This window comes from Nonomuraea sp. NPDC051191, assembly GCF_044455665.1.
GTDB lineage: Bacteria > Actinomycetota > Actinomycetes > Streptosporangiales > Streptosporangiaceae > Nonomuraea.
Genome location: NZ_JBITEZ010000003.1, coordinates 229,944 through 242,941, shown reverse-complemented (window position 1 = coordinate 242,941; position 12,998 = coordinate 229,944). Strand labels below are relative to the sequence as shown.

Genomic DNA, 12,998 nt, shown 5'->3' with positions numbered 1-12,998 from the left:
GTCGGCGGGCGTTCGTACGTTCGGGCAAACGTTTAGGAAACTTTCCTAACTGAATCCTCTTCGGGAGCCCCCATGACCCACCCGGGCGAGATCACTCGGCGTCAGCTGCTCCGCCGTATCGGCATGACCGCGCTCGTGGCCGGGCCCGGCGCGAGCCTGCTGAGCGCCTGCGCGACCAGCGGCGGTGGCGGTGACCAGCCCACGGCGGCGCCCTCCACGTCGATCGCGGCGTCGGCGGACCCCAAGAACCCCTTCGGCGTCGACGTCAAGAAGCCGCTCGAAGTGGTCATCTTCAGCGGCGGCTACGGCGACTCCTACGCCAAGGACCTGCACGAGGAGCTGTACAAGACGGCCCACGCCGGCGTCACGATCAAGCACACCGCCACCCAGCAGATCGGCACCCAGCTCCGGCCGCGCATCGTCGGCAACGACATGCCCGACGTGATCAACAACTCCGGCCCCGAGGCGCTCGACCTGGCCGCGCTGGCCACCGAGGGCCACCTGGCCGACCTGACCCCGCTCTACGACGCGCCCTCCTTCGACGACCCGTCCAAGAAGGTCCGCGACACGATCACGCCGCTCGTGCTGCAGAACGGCAAGCTCGACGGCAAGGACCTGGTGCTCAACTACACCGTGTCCCACCGGGCGCTGTGGTACAACGCCAAGCTGTTCGCCGCCAAGGGCTGGAGCGTGCCGAAGACCTGGGCCGAGTTCACGGCGCTCGGCGAGGCGGCCAAGAAGGAGGGCATCGCGCTCTTCGCCTACCCCGGCAAGAAGGGCCCGTACTACCAGCTCTGGAACGTCCTGTACACGGCCGCCAAGATCGGTGGCAACCAGGTCATCATCGACATCGACAACCTCGTCGACAACGCCTGGACGAGCGAGGCGGTCAAGCAGGCGGTCACCGCGTGGCTGGACATCCAGCAGAAGTACGGCGACAAGGCGTACCTGGGCCTCGACCACACCCAGACCCAGGTCAAGCAGCTTCAGAACAAGGTGCTGTTCTACCCGTGCGGCTCCTGGCTGGAGAACGAGATGACCAAGGACATCCCGCTCGACTTCGAGTACGCCCTGGCCCCCATCCCCGACGTCACCGCCTCCGACAAGATGCCGTACGGCGCGATCCAGGTCGGCGTGGGCGAGAACTTCGTCGTCGCGGCGAAGGGCAAGAACCCGCAGGGCGGCCTGGAGTACCTGCGGATCATGTTGTCGAAGGAGGGCGCGGCGGGCTTCACCAAGAAGACCAGCAACCTCACGGTGGTGACCGGCGCCGCCGACAGCTCCGAGTTCCCGCCCGGCCTGGTCAGCGCCTCCAAGGCGCAGGACGCGGCCGGCGAGAACATCATCACCGACGCCCGCTTCGAGGGCTGGTACAAGGAGCTGTTCGACTACGGCTGGGAGCAGACCAACGTCCTGATGTCCGGCCGCATCACCCCTGACGAATTCTGCGCGCGCATGCAGAAGAAGGCCGACGACGTCAAGAAGGACGACTCCATCACCAAGCAGACGCGGAGCGCCTGAGCACATGGAGCGGTTGCGCAAGTACGGATTCGTCATCGGGTTCCTGGCCGTCCCGGTCACGCTTTACACGGTCTTCGTGATCAGCCCATATGTACAGGCGTTCCAGCTCTCCCTGACGAGCTGGAACGGCGTCAGCTCGGTCGTCCGATTCGTGGGGCTGGACAATTTCGGCCGGTTGTTCGACGACGACAATTTCTGGCAGGCCCTGCGCAATCACGGAATTCTCCTGCTGGTGTTGCCGCTCCTGACGATCGTCATCGCGCTGTTCCTGTCGTTCCTGCTGAATCTCGGCGGCGGCACCCGCGGCGCGGGAATGCGCGGGGTCTGGGGGTCGAATTTCTACCGGGTGGTGTTCTTCTTCCCCCAGGTTCTCGCCGTGGCCGTGGTCGGCGTGCTGTTCCAGGCCATCTACCGTCCCGACGAGGACGGCGTGATCAACGGCACGCTGGCCAGGCTCGGGCTCTCCGAGCCGATCGGCTGGCTCACCGAGCCGGGCCTGGCGCTCTGGTCGATCATCGCGGTGATGGTCTGGCAGGCGGTCGGCTTCTACGTGGTGCTGTTCTCCGCGGGCATGGCCGCCATCCCTAAGGACTACTTCGAGGCCGCCTCCATCGACGGCGCCGGCCGGATGCGGCTGTTCTTCTCCATCACGCTGCCGCTGCTGCGCGACACCCTCCAGGTCGGCTGGATCTACCTGGGGATCGCCGCCTTCGACGGCTTCGCGCTGATCCAGGTGCTGGCGGGCGACCGGGGCGAGCCGGACGGGGCCACCACCATCCTGCCCATCACCATCTACAAGACCGCCTTCGACTACCACAAGGTCGGCTACGCCTCGGCGATGGGCGTCGTGCTGTTCTTCCTGACAGTGACGTTCGCCGTGCTGACGCTCCGTACGACCAGGCGTGAAAGGGTTGAGCTCTGATGGCTTCGCGTGGAGCGGGCAGGCCGCGGCCCGGCGTGCTGAGCGGGCTCTCGCACGTGGCCCTGGCCGTCTGGGCCCTGCTGATCATCCTGCCGCTGCTGTGGACGTTCCTGGCCTCGTTCAAGACCAACACCGAGATCTTCGGCGACCCGCTCCAGCTCCCCGGGGCGCTGCGGCTGGACGCCTGGGGGCGGGCCTGGGACAAGGCGCACGTCGGGCAGTACATGCTCAACACGGTCATCGTCGTGTTCTTCGGCACGGCGGGCACGATGTTGTTCGGCTCGATGGCGGCGTACGTGCTGGGCCGCTACAGCTTCGTCGGCGGCAAGCTGATCTACTACTACTTCGTCGCCGGGCTCGCCTTCCCCATCTTCCTGGCGCTCGGGCCGCTGTTCTTCGTCGTCAAGCAGTTCGGGCTGCTCGACTCGCACATCGGCCTGATCATCGTCTACATCGCGTACTCGCTGCCCTTCACGATCTTCTTCCTGGCCGCGTTCTTCCGCACGCTGCCCGAGGCGGTCGCCGAGGCGGCCCTGATCGACGGCGCCTCGCACACCCGGACGTTCTTCCAGATCATGGTCCCGATGGCCAAGCCTGGCCTGGTCAGCATCACGATCTTCAACGTCCTGGGGCAGTGGAACCAGTACCTGCTGCCGCTGGCGCTCATGGGCGGCGCGCCGGAGAAGTGGCCGCTCACGCTCGGCATCGCCAGGATCTCCACCAGGGCCGGCTACGAGGCGGACTGGCCGGGCCTGTTCGCCGCGCTGAGCATGACCATCCTGCCGGTGATGGTCATCTACATCATCTTCCAGCGGCAGATCCAGTCCGGGTTGAGCTCGGGCGCGCTGAAGTGAGATTCGCCGAACACGCAGCGTAGTCGTATGGCTACTCGTTAGAGTGAGGGGCCTTCGTCAGCACATCCGGGGGTCCCTCATGCGCGTTCCCGCACTTCTGCTCGTCCTGCTCACGACGGCCGCCTGCGCGGGGCCACCGGCGCCGCTGCAGGAGGTCGCGAAACCGAGCCCGTCGGGGCTGCCGGAACTGAGCGGCGGCGGTGAGTTCACCTCGGGTGACACCGCGGCGATCGCCTACGACCGCCGCCTGGCTCCCGAGGGCGCGCAGGCCAGCCTCACGGCCGAGTCCAGCGGCGGCACGACCCGCACCTCGCTGGTCGTGGAGGGCTTCCTGCCCCGCCACCACTACGGCGCCCACCTGCACACCGCGCCCTGCGGCACCGACCCCGACGACGCCGGCGGCCACTACCAGCACAACCCCGGCCACGCCGACCCGGCCAGCGAGATCTGGCTCGACGTCACCACCGACGGGTCGGGCGCGGGCCGCTCGACGGCCCGTCACTCCTGGAGTCTCGACCCCGCCGCCCTGCCGAAGTCGCTGGTCATCCACGCCCGGCCCACCACGAAGAGCGGCGCCCACGCGGGCGAGGCGGGCCCTCGGGTGGCCTGCCTGACACTGCACTAGCCGAAAGGCGTGCATAATTACACAATTACATATTGTGGAGGTCCCGCGTTGACTAGCCGCCGATGGCAGCCGCCCCGCTTACGGTTGTTCGAGCAGGTGCACCGCCGGGCCACCTGGCTGGAGCTACTCTACGACCTCGTCTTCGTCGTGGCGGTCGCCGAGCTGGCCGACGTGCTCGCCGGCGGCGCCGACGCCGGCCGCGTCCTCACCTTCGTCGGCCTGTTCGTGCCGGTCTGGTGGTCCTGGGCGGGTTACGTCTTCTATGCCAACCGGTTCGACACCGACGACGTCAGCCATCGCCTGCTCGCACTGCCGCAGATCCTCGCGGTGGCCACGATGGCGGCCAGCGTCAGCGACATCGAGCAGCGCTCGGCCCTGTTCGCGCTCTCCTACGCGGCGGCCCGGATCCTGCTCGTCGTCGCCTACCTCAGGGCCGGCCGGCACGTGCCCGAGGCCCGGCCGCTCACCGTGCGGTACGCGGCCGGGTTCACCGTCGCCGCGGTCATCTGGCTGGCCTCCCTCGCCGTCGATCCGCCGCAGCGGTACGCGATGTGGGCCGTGGCGCTGGTGATCGACCTGGCGACCCCGCTGCTCAGCCGGGGCCACCAGAGCAAGCTGCCGCCGCAGAGCGAGCACCTGCCGGAGCGGTTCGGGCTGTTCGTCGTGATCGTGCTCGGCGAGGTGGTCGCGGCCGTGGTCACCGGGCTCAAGGGGCACGACGTCACCCCGTCCGTGCTGCTGATCGCCCTGGCCGGGGTGGCCATCGCGATGGCCTTCTGGTGGTTGTACTTCGACCACGTCGACGAGTCCGTCGTGCTGCGCACCAAGCTGGCCGGGCAGGTGTGGGTGTACTCGCACCTGCCGCTCTCGATGGGCCTGGTGGCGTTCGGCATCGGGATCGAGCACGCGCTCATGCACCCGTCGGGGACGAGCTGGGCCGTCGGGGTGCCGGCCGCCGTGGTCTTCGCCGTGCTCGGCCTCCAGCACCTGTGCTCGGCCGACCGCCGGGCGGGCGTCGTCCGGCTGGCCGCCGCCGTGCTCACGCTCGCCTCCTCCGCGCTGCCCGTCGCGGCGGCGCTCCCGCTCGTCCTGCTGTTCGGCGCCGCCCAGGTGGGCTACGACCTGCTGCGCCCCTCCCCGGAAGGCACATCGTGACCCAGGAAGTGTTCGACCGCCAGCTCGCCGCCATCGCCGACGGCGACCTGGAGGCCCTGCTCGCCCAGTACCACGACGAGGCGGTGGTCGTCCGGTTCGACCGCGCGGCCAGGGGCGCCGCCGAGATCCGCGAGCTGTTCACCGCCTACCTGGCGGCCGGGCCGCGGGTGGAGGAGATCATGTCGCTCCGGATCGAGGGGGACGTGATCTTCTACAACGCGGTCATGACCGTCGGCGGGAACCGGGTCACGACGTTCGGGACGCTGGTCGTCAGGGACGGCAGGATCTGGCGCCAGACCGCCGCCGCCCTGCCGCTCACCTGATCGCCGCCTCCATCGGCCGCCAGGGCGCGGAGTCGAAGATCAGCATGATGGACCGGATCCGCCCGTCCGGGCCGAGGGTGAAGTGCTCGGCGGTGCGCTGGGTGCCGACCGGCGTGGCGGTGTGCAGGTCGTAGACGAGGGTCGCCGCCGAGTCGCCGTACAGCTCGCTGATCAGGTCGACGCCGGTCACCACGCTCATCAGGGCCTCGATGCCGGCCAGGTGGCCGGTGGGGTCGGTCGAGGAGACGAACGGGCTCCTGAAGGAGAACTCCTCGCCGATCAGCGCCGCCGCGGCCGGCACGTCGGCGCGGAGCCTGGCCTCGTGGTAGGCCCTGACCACCTCGCGGGTGCCGGTCATCGCCCCTCCAGGTGCGCCGAGAGTCGCTGCTGGTTGTCGGCCAGGCGCAGGCACAGGTGTCGCAGCGCGGTCAGGTCGGCGGCCGTGAACCCCTGGAACATCGCCCGCATCGCCATCTGCGACGGCGTGCGGAACGCCTCGATCCACGCCCGGCCCTCGTCGGTGATCATGGCCAGCACCGAGCGCCGGTCGCGGCTGTCCTGGACCCGCCGCGCCAGGCCGTCGCGTTCCAGGGTGTCCACCAGGCCGGTGACGTTGCGCGAGCTGACCCCGGCGGCCTGGGCCAGGTCGCCGATGCTGATGCCGCCTCCGGCTCCTGCCGCGCTGAGGCGCAGCAGGACGTCCATCGCGCCGGAGCTGAGCCCGCGCCCCTCGCTGCCGTGTGCGCGCATGCGCTCCACGGCCTGGTACGCCGTCCGCACGGCGGCGGCCGCCTCGAACGGCGCGGTGTCGCCGCCGCCGACGAACTCACTCATGGCCGCCCTGGCCCGCGGGTCGAAGAGGGAGCCGTCCGGCTCCTGGTCGAATTTATGTACGTCCTTCACAATGAATGTCTACCAGAAAACGCGAAGGCCCGTGCGCGACGCACGGGCCTTCGGGAGGACGGTCAGGACTGGGCGTGCTCGGCCGGGATCGTGCCGAGGCGGCCCGCCTGGAAGTCCTCGAACGCCTGGACCAGCTCGGCGCGGGTGTTCATGACGAACGGGCCGTGGTGCGCCACGGGCTCGCCGATCGGCTCGCCGCCCAGGACGATCACGTCGAGCGTGTCCTTGGCCTCGATCGTGATGGTCTCGCCCAGGGTGGTCCGGCCCAGGGTGGTCCGGCCCGGCCGGTTGCCGAAGCCGTCGAAGACCGCGAGCTGCCCGCCGTGCAGCGGACGCCGCTCGGCGCCGACCGTGCCGCGGCCGGAGAGGGCGTAGACCAGGGCGTTGTAGTCCTTGCGCCACGGCAGGCTCAGCCGCGCGCCCGGGGTGATGGTGGCGTGCAGCAGCGTGATCGGCGTCTGCGTGCTGCCGGGGCCGGTGTTGCCGGCCAGCTCGCCCGCGATCAGCCGGACCAGCGCGCCGCCGTCGTGGCTGCTCAGCAGCGCGACGCTGGAACGCCCGATGTCCTGGTACTTCGGCGCGATCATCTTCTTGGCGCCCGGCAGGTTGACCCAGAGCTGGATGCCGTGGAACAGGCCGCCCTTCTGGACCAGCCACTCCGGCGGCGCCTCCTTGTGCAGGATTCCGGACGCGGCCGTCATCCACTGGGTGTCGCCGTTGGTGATCGTGCCGCCGCCGCCGTTGGAGTCGAGGTGCTCCATGACGCCGTCGATCATGTACGTGACGGTCTCGAAGCCGCGGTGCGGATGCCAGGGCGTGCCCTTGGGCTCGCCGGCCGCGTAGTCGACCTCGCCCATCTGGTCCATCATGACGAACGGGTCGAGGTATTCGAGCTTGATGGCCGCAAGGGCGCGGCGCACGGGGAAGCCCTCACCCTCGAACCCGCTGGGCGCGGTCTCGACGGCGAGCACCTTCCGCTCCGGCACTCCCGCCACGGGCGCGGGCACGCGGGGGAGGGTGAGCGGGTTCTCAACGGTTACGGCGGGCATGTCGCGCTCCTTCCAGCGGGATCTGCCCCATGCAACCAAGTTTAGTTTTCAACTATTCCGTGAGGCTACGGGATGCGGGACATCATCCGCTCCATGCCGTTGATCCAGTTGTCGCGCAACGCCTGGGCGGCCTTGGCCGGCTCGTCGGCCTGCAGGAACTCGGCGATCCGGCGGTGCTCGGCGGCCTCGCGCTCCAGGGGTGCGTCGTCGCCGGCGATCAGGTGGGCGTAGCGGCGCATGCCGGCCTTGACGCTGGTGATGAGGTCGAGCAGGCGCTCGTTGCGGCAGCCGCTCAGCAGCAGGTCGTGCCACTCGTCGTCGTGACGTTCGATGATCTGCTGCTCGGCCACGTTGTCGGGGAAGTCCTGGGCCAGCTTCAGCAGGTCGGGGGCGATCGAGCGCAGGTGGGCCGGGTCGGAGCAGTCGAGGGCCAGCGACTCCAGGGCGGCCACGATCTCGCACAGCTCGCGGAACTCGCGCCGGCTCACCGGGGCGAACCGGAACCCGCGCCCCTGGGTGCTCTCCAGCACGCCCTCGCCCGCCAGGGTGATCAGTGCCTCGCGCAGAGGGGTACGGCTGACGCCCAGGTCGGCGGCGAGGGAGGCCTCGTTGATGTCGGTCCCGGCGGCGAAGTCACCTCGATCGAGGCGGCTCAGCAGTTCTTCCCTGATCTGCTCGCGCAACGGTCGCCGCTCGATCGGCATGGGGGACTCCCTCTCGTTCAGGTCAACCGAATCTTAACCCTTGACGTGATGCAAAATACTGCACTATGAATTCGGCATACAAAATATTACATTGCATGATCGAGGAGTTCGAGTGGGGCTGACCCGGATACCGGGGCTGCTGTTCGGCGGGGACTACAACCCGGAGCAGTGGCCGGAGGAGGTGTGGGCCGAGGACGTGCGGCTCATGGCCGAGGCCGGGGTCAACATGGCGACCGTCGCGGTGTTCTCCTGGTCGCGCCTGGAGCCCGCGCGGGGGGCGTACGACTTCGCGTGGCTCGACCGGGTGCTGGACCTGTTGCACGAGAACGGCGTCGCCGCCGACCTGGCCACCGCGACCGCGACGCCGCCGCCGTGGCTGGTGCGCGAGCACCCCGAGATGATGCCGGTCAACGCCGACGGCGTGCGGCTGGAGTTCGGCTCCCGGCAGGGCTACTGCCCGAGCTCGCCGGTCTACCGCGAGCACGCCGTACGGATGGCCACCGCGATGGCCGAGCGTTACGGCGACCACCCGGCGCTGGCCATGTGGCACATCGGCAACGAGTACGCCGACCACACGCTGGAGTGCTTCTGCCCCGAGTCCGCCGCCCACTTCCGCCGTTGGCTGGAAGACCGGTACGGCACCGTCGATGCCCTCAACGCCGCCTGGGGCACCTCCTGCTGGGGCCAGCACTACACCAGCTTCGACCAGGTCGAGCCGCCCAGGACGGCGCCCGGCCCGGTCAACCCCGCCCAGCTCCTCGATTGGCGGCGCTTCTGCAGCGACGCGCTCCTGGAGCTGTTCCTGGCCGAGAAGGCGGCGCTGCGCGCGATCACACCGAGCGTCCCGGTCACCACGAACTTCATGAGCATCCTGCACGGCCTCGACTACTGGAAGTGGGCCGAGGCCGAGGACCTCGTCAGCGACGACGCCTACCCCGACCCCGCCGATCCCGGCTCGCACGTGCAGGTGGCGCTCAGCTACGACCTCATGCGCTCGCTGCGGCAGGGGCCCTGGCTGCTACTGGAGTCCGCGCCGTCCGCGGTGTCCTGGCGCGAGGTGAACGTCCCCAAGCCGCCGGGCATGATGCGCCTGCACAGCCTTCAGGCGCTCGCACACGGCTCCGACGGCGTGATGTTCTTCCAGTGGCGGCAGGCCAAGTACGGCCCCGAGAAGTTCCACTCGGCGATGCTGCCGCACGGCGGGACGCGGACCCGCGGCTGGCACGAGACCCTGGCGCTCGGCGAGGACCTGCGGCGCCTGTCGGAGGTCGCGGGAGGCGAGACCCGCGCCCAGGTGGCGCTGCTGCTCGACTGGTCGAGCTGGTGGGGCCTGGAGGCGCCCGAGTCCATGCCGTCCAACCGGCTCAAGCTCAAGGAGCTGCTGCTCGCCTGGTACGCCCCGCTGCACGCCAGGGGCATCGCCGTCGACCTCGCGCCGCCCGGCCGGGACCTGTCGTCGTACGACCTGGTCATCGCCCCGAACCTCTACATGTGCACCGCCGAGCAGGCCAAGGCGCTGGAGGCGTACGAGGGCAGGCTCGTCGTGGGCCCGTTCAGCGGCGTGGTGGACGAGAGCGACCAGGTGCACACCGGCGGCGCCCCCGGCCCGCTGGCCGACCTGCTCGGCATCGCCGTGGAGGAGTTCTGGCCGCTCGCCGACGGGGACGTCCAGCGGACCGGTCTGGGCGACGCCCGCACCTGGGCCGAGTGGATCAGGCTGGAGGGCGCCGAGCCCGTCGCCCTGTTCGAGGGCGGCGACCTGGACGGCCTGCCCGCCGTCACCCGCAAGGGCGCGGTCACCTACGTCGGCTGCCTGCTCGACGACGTGACGCCGGTGCTGGAGCCGCTGCTGGACGGCATCGAGCGCATCGACGTGCCGCAGGGCGTGGAGGCCGTCAGGAGGGGCGGCCACCTGTTCCTCCTCAACCACACCACCGCCCCGCAGCCGGTCACGCTCCCGCATCCGGGGACGGACCTGCTCACCGGGGCCGAACTGCGGGGCGGCATCGAGCTGGCCCCTCGCGACGCCGTCGTGCTCAGGATCGAAGGAGAGAAGTGACGCACCCGTACATACCCAACGCCGAGCCGCGCGTGCGAGCCGAGATGCTCGCGGCGGTCGGCGCGTCGAGCGTCGAGGAGTTCTACGCCGACATCCCCGCGGAGCTGCGGCTGGACCGGCCGCTCGACCTCCCGGCGCCGTTCACCGCCGAGCGTGACCTGGTGCGCCACATGAAGGGCCTGTTCGCCCGGACCGTCGACACCGAGGAGGCGCTCAGCTTCCTCGGCCACGGCTGCTACCCGCACCACGTGCCCGCCGTCTGCGACGAGGTCAACTCCAGGAGCGAGTTCCTGACCGCGTACGCGGGCGAGCCGTACGAGGACCACGGCCGCTTCCAGGCCCTGTTCGAGTACGTCAGCATGATGGGCGAGCTGCTGGAGATGGACGTCGTCAACGTCCCCACCTACGACGGCTTCCAGGCGTCCGGCACCGCGCTGCGCATGGCCTGCCGCTACACCAAGCGGTCGAAGGTGCTGGTCACCGGGGCGATCGGCGCCGACAAGCTGAGCAAGCTGCGTGACTTCCTGGCCCCCGACATCACCATCGAGCTGGCCCCCGTGGCCGAGGACGGGCAGATCGGCGAGGTCGCGCTCGACGACTCCTACGCCGCGATCTACCTGGAGACCCCGAACGTCTACGGCGTCGTCGAGACCCGCGGCCGGGAGCTGGCCGACCTCGCGCACGCCGCCGGCGCGCTGCTGGTCGTCAGCGCCGACCCCATCTCCCTGGGCGTGCTGGCCCCGCCCGCCTCCTACGGCGCCGACATCGTCTGCGGCGACATCCAGTCGCTCGGCATCCACCAGAACTACGGCGGCGGCCACGCCGGCTACATCGCCACCCAGGACCACGAGCCGCTGGTCGCCGAGTTCCCCTCGCGCCTGTTCGGCATCGCGCCGACGAAGGTCCCCGGCGAGTACGGCTTCGGCGACGTCTTCTACGACCGCACCTCCTTCGCCCTGCGCGAAGAGGGCAAGGAATGGGTGGGCACCGCCGCCGCGCTGTGGGGCATCACGGCCGGGGTCTACCTCGCGCTGATGGGCCCGCAGGGCATGAAGGAGCTCGGCGAGACCGTCCTGGCCCGCACCCGGTACGCCATGGACGCCCTGGCCCGGTCGGTCACCGTCCGGCACGGGGGCTCGGTGCACTTCCGCGAGTTCGCGATCGAGGTGCCCGACTCCGCGGCGCTGCTCGCCGGGCTGCGCGAGCGCGGCATCTACGGCGGCGTGCCGCTGGACGAGCGCACGGTGCTCGTCTGCGTGACCGAACGCCACACCATCGAGGACATCGACCGGCTCGCGGCAGCCGTACAGGAGGTTGTGCAGGCATGAGCGGGCACGGAGCCGAGTCCTTCGCGGAGCTGCCGGTGGCGCCCAAGCCGCCGCTGCGCCGCTTCCACCAGGCACGCTGGGACGAGCCGATCATCTTCGAGCTGTCCAGCCCCGGCCGCCGCGGCATAGCCGTGCCCGAGCCGGGCGCGCCGAAGGTCGAGCTGCCCGAGGGCGTCGGTCGGGTCACCCCGCCGAAGCTGCCCGAGATGTCGCAGCCGCACGTGGTGCGGCACTACCTGCGGCTGTCGCAGGAGAACCTGGGCGTCGACCTCAACATCGACATCGGCCAGGGCACCTGCACGATGAAGTACAGCCCGAAGGTCAACGACCAGTTCGCCAACGCGATCGCCGAGCTGCACCCGCTGCAGCACGAGGACACCGTGCAGGGCGTGCTGGAGATCTACTGGCGGCTGGAGCGCATACTGGCCGAGATCTCCGGGATGTCACGCGTGTCCCTCCAGCCCGGTTCGGGCTCGGCGGCCATCTACGCCAACATCGCCATGATCAGGGCCTACCACGCCGCCCGCGGCGAGAGCCACCGGGACCAGGTCATCACCACGATGTTCTCGCACCCCTCGAACGCGGCCTGCGCCAAGGTCGCCGGGTACGAGGTCATCACCCTCATGCCGGACGCCAACGGCCTGCCCGACCTGGAGGCGCTGCGCGCCGCCGTCGGCCCGCGCACGGCCGCCCTGATGATCACCAACCCCGAGGACACCGGCATCTACAACTCCAGGATCAAGGAGTTCGTGGACCTGGTGCACGAGGTCGGCGGCCTGGCCTGCTACGACCAGGCCAACGCCAACGGCATCCTCGGCATCACCCGGGCCCGCGACGCCGGGTTCGACCTGTGCCACTTCAACCTGCACAAGACGTTCTCCACGCCGCATGCCTGCGGCGGCCCGGCGGCCGGCGCCTGCGGCGTCTCGCCGGAGCTGGAGCCGTTCCTGCCCGGGCCCGTGGTCTCCTTCGACGGCGACGCGTACGGGCTGGAGACGCCCGCGCAGACCGTCGGCAAGATCCGGCCGTTCCTCGGCGTCACCCCGAACATCGTGCGCGCCTACGCCTGGATCATGACCCTGGGCGCGAAGGGGCTGCGCGAGGTGGCCGAGACGGCGGCGCTGAACAACAACTACCTGATGCACAAGGTGTTGCAGATCCCCGGGGCCTCGGCGCCGTGGAACCAGCGCCGGATCGAGCAGGTCCGCTACTCCTGGCAGGAGCTGTCGGAGGAGACGGGGGTGCACTCGGAGGAGATCGGCGTGCGCGCCGCCGACTTCGGCGTCCACTACTGGACCAGCCACCACCCTTACCTGGTGCCGGAGCCGTTCACGCTGGAGCCGACGGAGTCGTACTCGCGGGAGGACCTGGACGAGTACGCGGCGATCCTGGAGCACGTCGCCTCGGAGGCGCGGCGGGACCCGGAGTTCGTCAAGGGCGCGCCCTACAACCAGACGATCCACAAGATCGACCCGACGCCGCTCGACGACCCCAAGCAGTGGGCGCCGACCTGGCGTGCGTACGTGCGCAAGCACCTGGCCGCGGGCGGCTGAGC

The 12,998-nt window shown here is 70.0% G+C and carries 13 protein-coding genes; 9 read left to right on the top strand and 4 right to left on the bottom strand.

What is annotated here, in order from left to right; genetic code table 11:
* Positions 1 to 72 precede the first annotated feature (72 nt).
* The 6 genes from ngcE (at position 73) to ACIA8R_RS09510 (ending at position 5,400) form a co-directional block, all read left to right on the top strand.
* Positions 73 to 1,521 (top strand): N-acetylglucosamine/diacetylchitobiose ABC transporter substrate-binding protein, encoded by a 1,449-nt coding sequence (gene ngcE / locus ACIA8R_RS09535; protein WP_397037606.1) that lies wholly within the window; start codon positions 73 to 75, stop codon positions 1,519 to 1,521.
* A gap of 4 nt (positions 1,522 to 1,525) precedes the next feature.
* Positions 1,526 to 2,443, top strand: coding sequence for a sugar ABC transporter permease (locus tag ACIA8R_RS09530; protein WP_357699177.1), 918 nt, complete (start codon positions 1,526 to 1,528; stop codon positions 2,441 to 2,443).
* Positions 2,443 to 3,297, top strand: coding sequence for a carbohydrate ABC transporter permease (locus ACIA8R_RS09525; protein ID WP_357699179.1), 855 nt, complete (start codon positions 2,443 to 2,445; stop codon positions 3,295 to 3,297). The genes ACIA8R_RS09530 and ACIA8R_RS09525 overlap by 1 nt, the downstream gene beginning before the upstream one ends.
* 79 nt (positions 3,298 to 3,376) lie before the next feature.
* Positions 3,377 to 3,922 carry a superoxide dismutase family protein gene (locus ACIA8R_RS09520; RefSeq protein ID WP_364084646.1) on the top strand — a complete coding sequence of 182 codons (546 nt, stop codon included), beginning with the start codon at positions 3,377 to 3,379 and terminating at the stop codon, positions 3,920 to 3,922.
* A 48-nt stretch (positions 3,923 to 3,970) separates the two neighbouring features.
* Positions 3,971 to 5,077, top strand: a complete 1,107-nt coding sequence (locus ACIA8R_RS09515; protein ID WP_357699182.1) for a low temperature requirement protein A — start codon at positions 3,971 to 3,973, stop codon at positions 5,075 to 5,077.
* Positions 5,074 to 5,400 (top strand): nuclear transport factor 2 family protein, encoded by a 327-nt coding sequence (locus ACIA8R_RS09510; protein WP_364084643.1) that lies wholly within the window; start codon positions 5,074 to 5,076, stop codon positions 5,398 to 5,400. The genes ACIA8R_RS09515 and ACIA8R_RS09510 overlap by 4 nt, the downstream gene beginning before the upstream one ends.
* On the opposite strand, the gene ACIA8R_RS09505 is transcribed toward ACIA8R_RS09510, so the two are convergent.
* The 4 genes from ACIA8R_RS09505 to ACIA8R_RS09490 form a co-directional block, all read right to left on the bottom strand.
* On the bottom strand, positions 5,393 to 5,758 hold the full coding sequence (locus tag ACIA8R_RS09505; protein WP_357699186.1) for a hypothetical protein: 366 nt from the start codon (positions 5,756 to 5,758) through the stop codon (positions 5,393 to 5,395). The genes ACIA8R_RS09510 and ACIA8R_RS09505 overlap by 8 nt on opposite strands.
* Positions 5,755 to 6,303, bottom strand: a complete 549-nt coding sequence (locus tag ACIA8R_RS09500; protein ID WP_397037602.1) for a MarR family winged helix-turn-helix transcriptional regulator — start codon at positions 6,301 to 6,303, stop codon at positions 5,755 to 5,757. Before ACIA8R_RS09500 ends, ACIA8R_RS09505 begins: the two co-directional genes overlap by 4 nt.
* A gap of 62 nt (positions 6,304 to 6,365) precedes the next feature.
* Positions 6,366 to 7,352, bottom strand: coding sequence for a pirin family protein (locus tag ACIA8R_RS09495; protein WP_397037600.1), 987 nt, complete (start codon positions 7,350 to 7,352; stop codon positions 6,366 to 6,368).
* 65 nt (positions 7,353 to 7,417) lie between these two features.
* Complete coding sequence (locus ACIA8R_RS09490) at positions 7,418 to 8,056, bottom strand: GntR family transcriptional regulator (RefSeq protein WP_357699192.1); 639 nt, start codon at positions 8,054 to 8,056, stop codon at positions 7,418 to 7,420.
* A gap of 112 nt (positions 8,057 to 8,168) precedes the next feature.
* On the opposite strand from ACIA8R_RS09490, the gene ACIA8R_RS09485 reads away from it, so the two are divergent.
* The 3 genes from ACIA8R_RS09485 to gcvPB are packed head-to-tail and all read left to right on the top strand — an operon-like array spanning position 8,169 to position 12,996.
* Complete coding sequence (locus tag ACIA8R_RS09485; protein ID WP_397037597.1) at positions 8,169 to 10,115, top strand: beta-galactosidase; 1,947 nt, start codon at positions 8,169 to 8,171, stop codon at positions 10,113 to 10,115.
* Positions 10,112 to 11,443, top strand: a complete 1,332-nt coding sequence (gene gcvPA, locus ACIA8R_RS09480; protein ID WP_357699196.1) for an aminomethyl-transferring glycine dehydrogenase subunit GcvPA — start codon at positions 10,112 to 10,114, stop codon at positions 11,441 to 11,443. The genes ACIA8R_RS09485 and gcvPA overlap by 4 nt, the downstream gene beginning before the upstream one ends.
* The gene (gcvPB, locus tag ACIA8R_RS09475) at positions 11,440 to 12,996 is read left to right on the top strand and encodes an aminomethyl-transferring glycine dehydrogenase subunit GcvPB (protein ID WP_397037595.1); all 1,557 of its coding nucleotides are present in this window, start codon (positions 11,440 to 11,442) and stop codon (positions 12,994 to 12,996) included. The genes gcvPA and gcvPB overlap by 4 nt, the downstream gene beginning before the upstream one ends.
* The last annotated feature ends 2 nt before the right edge of the window (positions 12,997 to 12,998 follow it).

Bases quoted from the DNA above. Each gene is read 5' to 3' on its own strand.
- ACIA8R_RS09490 (WP_357699192.1), bottom strand. From the start codon at position 8,056: ATGCCGATCGAGCGGCGACCGTTGCGCGAGCAGATCAGGGAAGAACTG.
- ACIA8R_RS09505 (WP_357699186.1), bottom strand. From the start codon at position 5,758: ATGACCGGCACCCGCGAGGTGGTCAGGGCCTACCACGAGGCCAGGCTC.
- ngcE (WP_397037606.1), top strand. From the start codon at position 73: ATGACCCACCCGGGCGAGATCACTCGGCGTCAGCTGCTCCGCCGTATC.
- ACIA8R_RS09495 (WP_397037600.1), bottom strand. From the start codon at position 7,352: ATGCCCGCCGTAACCGTTGAGAACCCGCTCACCCTCCCCCGCGTGCCC.
- ACIA8R_RS09520 (WP_364084646.1), top strand. From the start codon at position 3,377: ATGCGCGTTCCCGCACTTCTGCTCGTCCTGCTCACGACGGCCGCCTGC.
- gcvPB (WP_397037595.1), top strand. From the start codon at position 11,440: ATGAGCGGGCACGGAGCCGAGTCCTTCGCGGAGCTGCCGGTGGCGCCC.
- ACIA8R_RS09530 (WP_357699177.1), top strand. From the start codon at position 1,526: ATGGAGCGGTTGCGCAAGTACGGATTCGTCATCGGGTTCCTGGCCGTC.
- ACIA8R_RS09525 (WP_357699179.1), top strand. From the start codon at position 2,443: ATGGCTTCGCGTGGAGCGGGCAGGCCGCGGCCCGGCGTGCTGAGCGGG.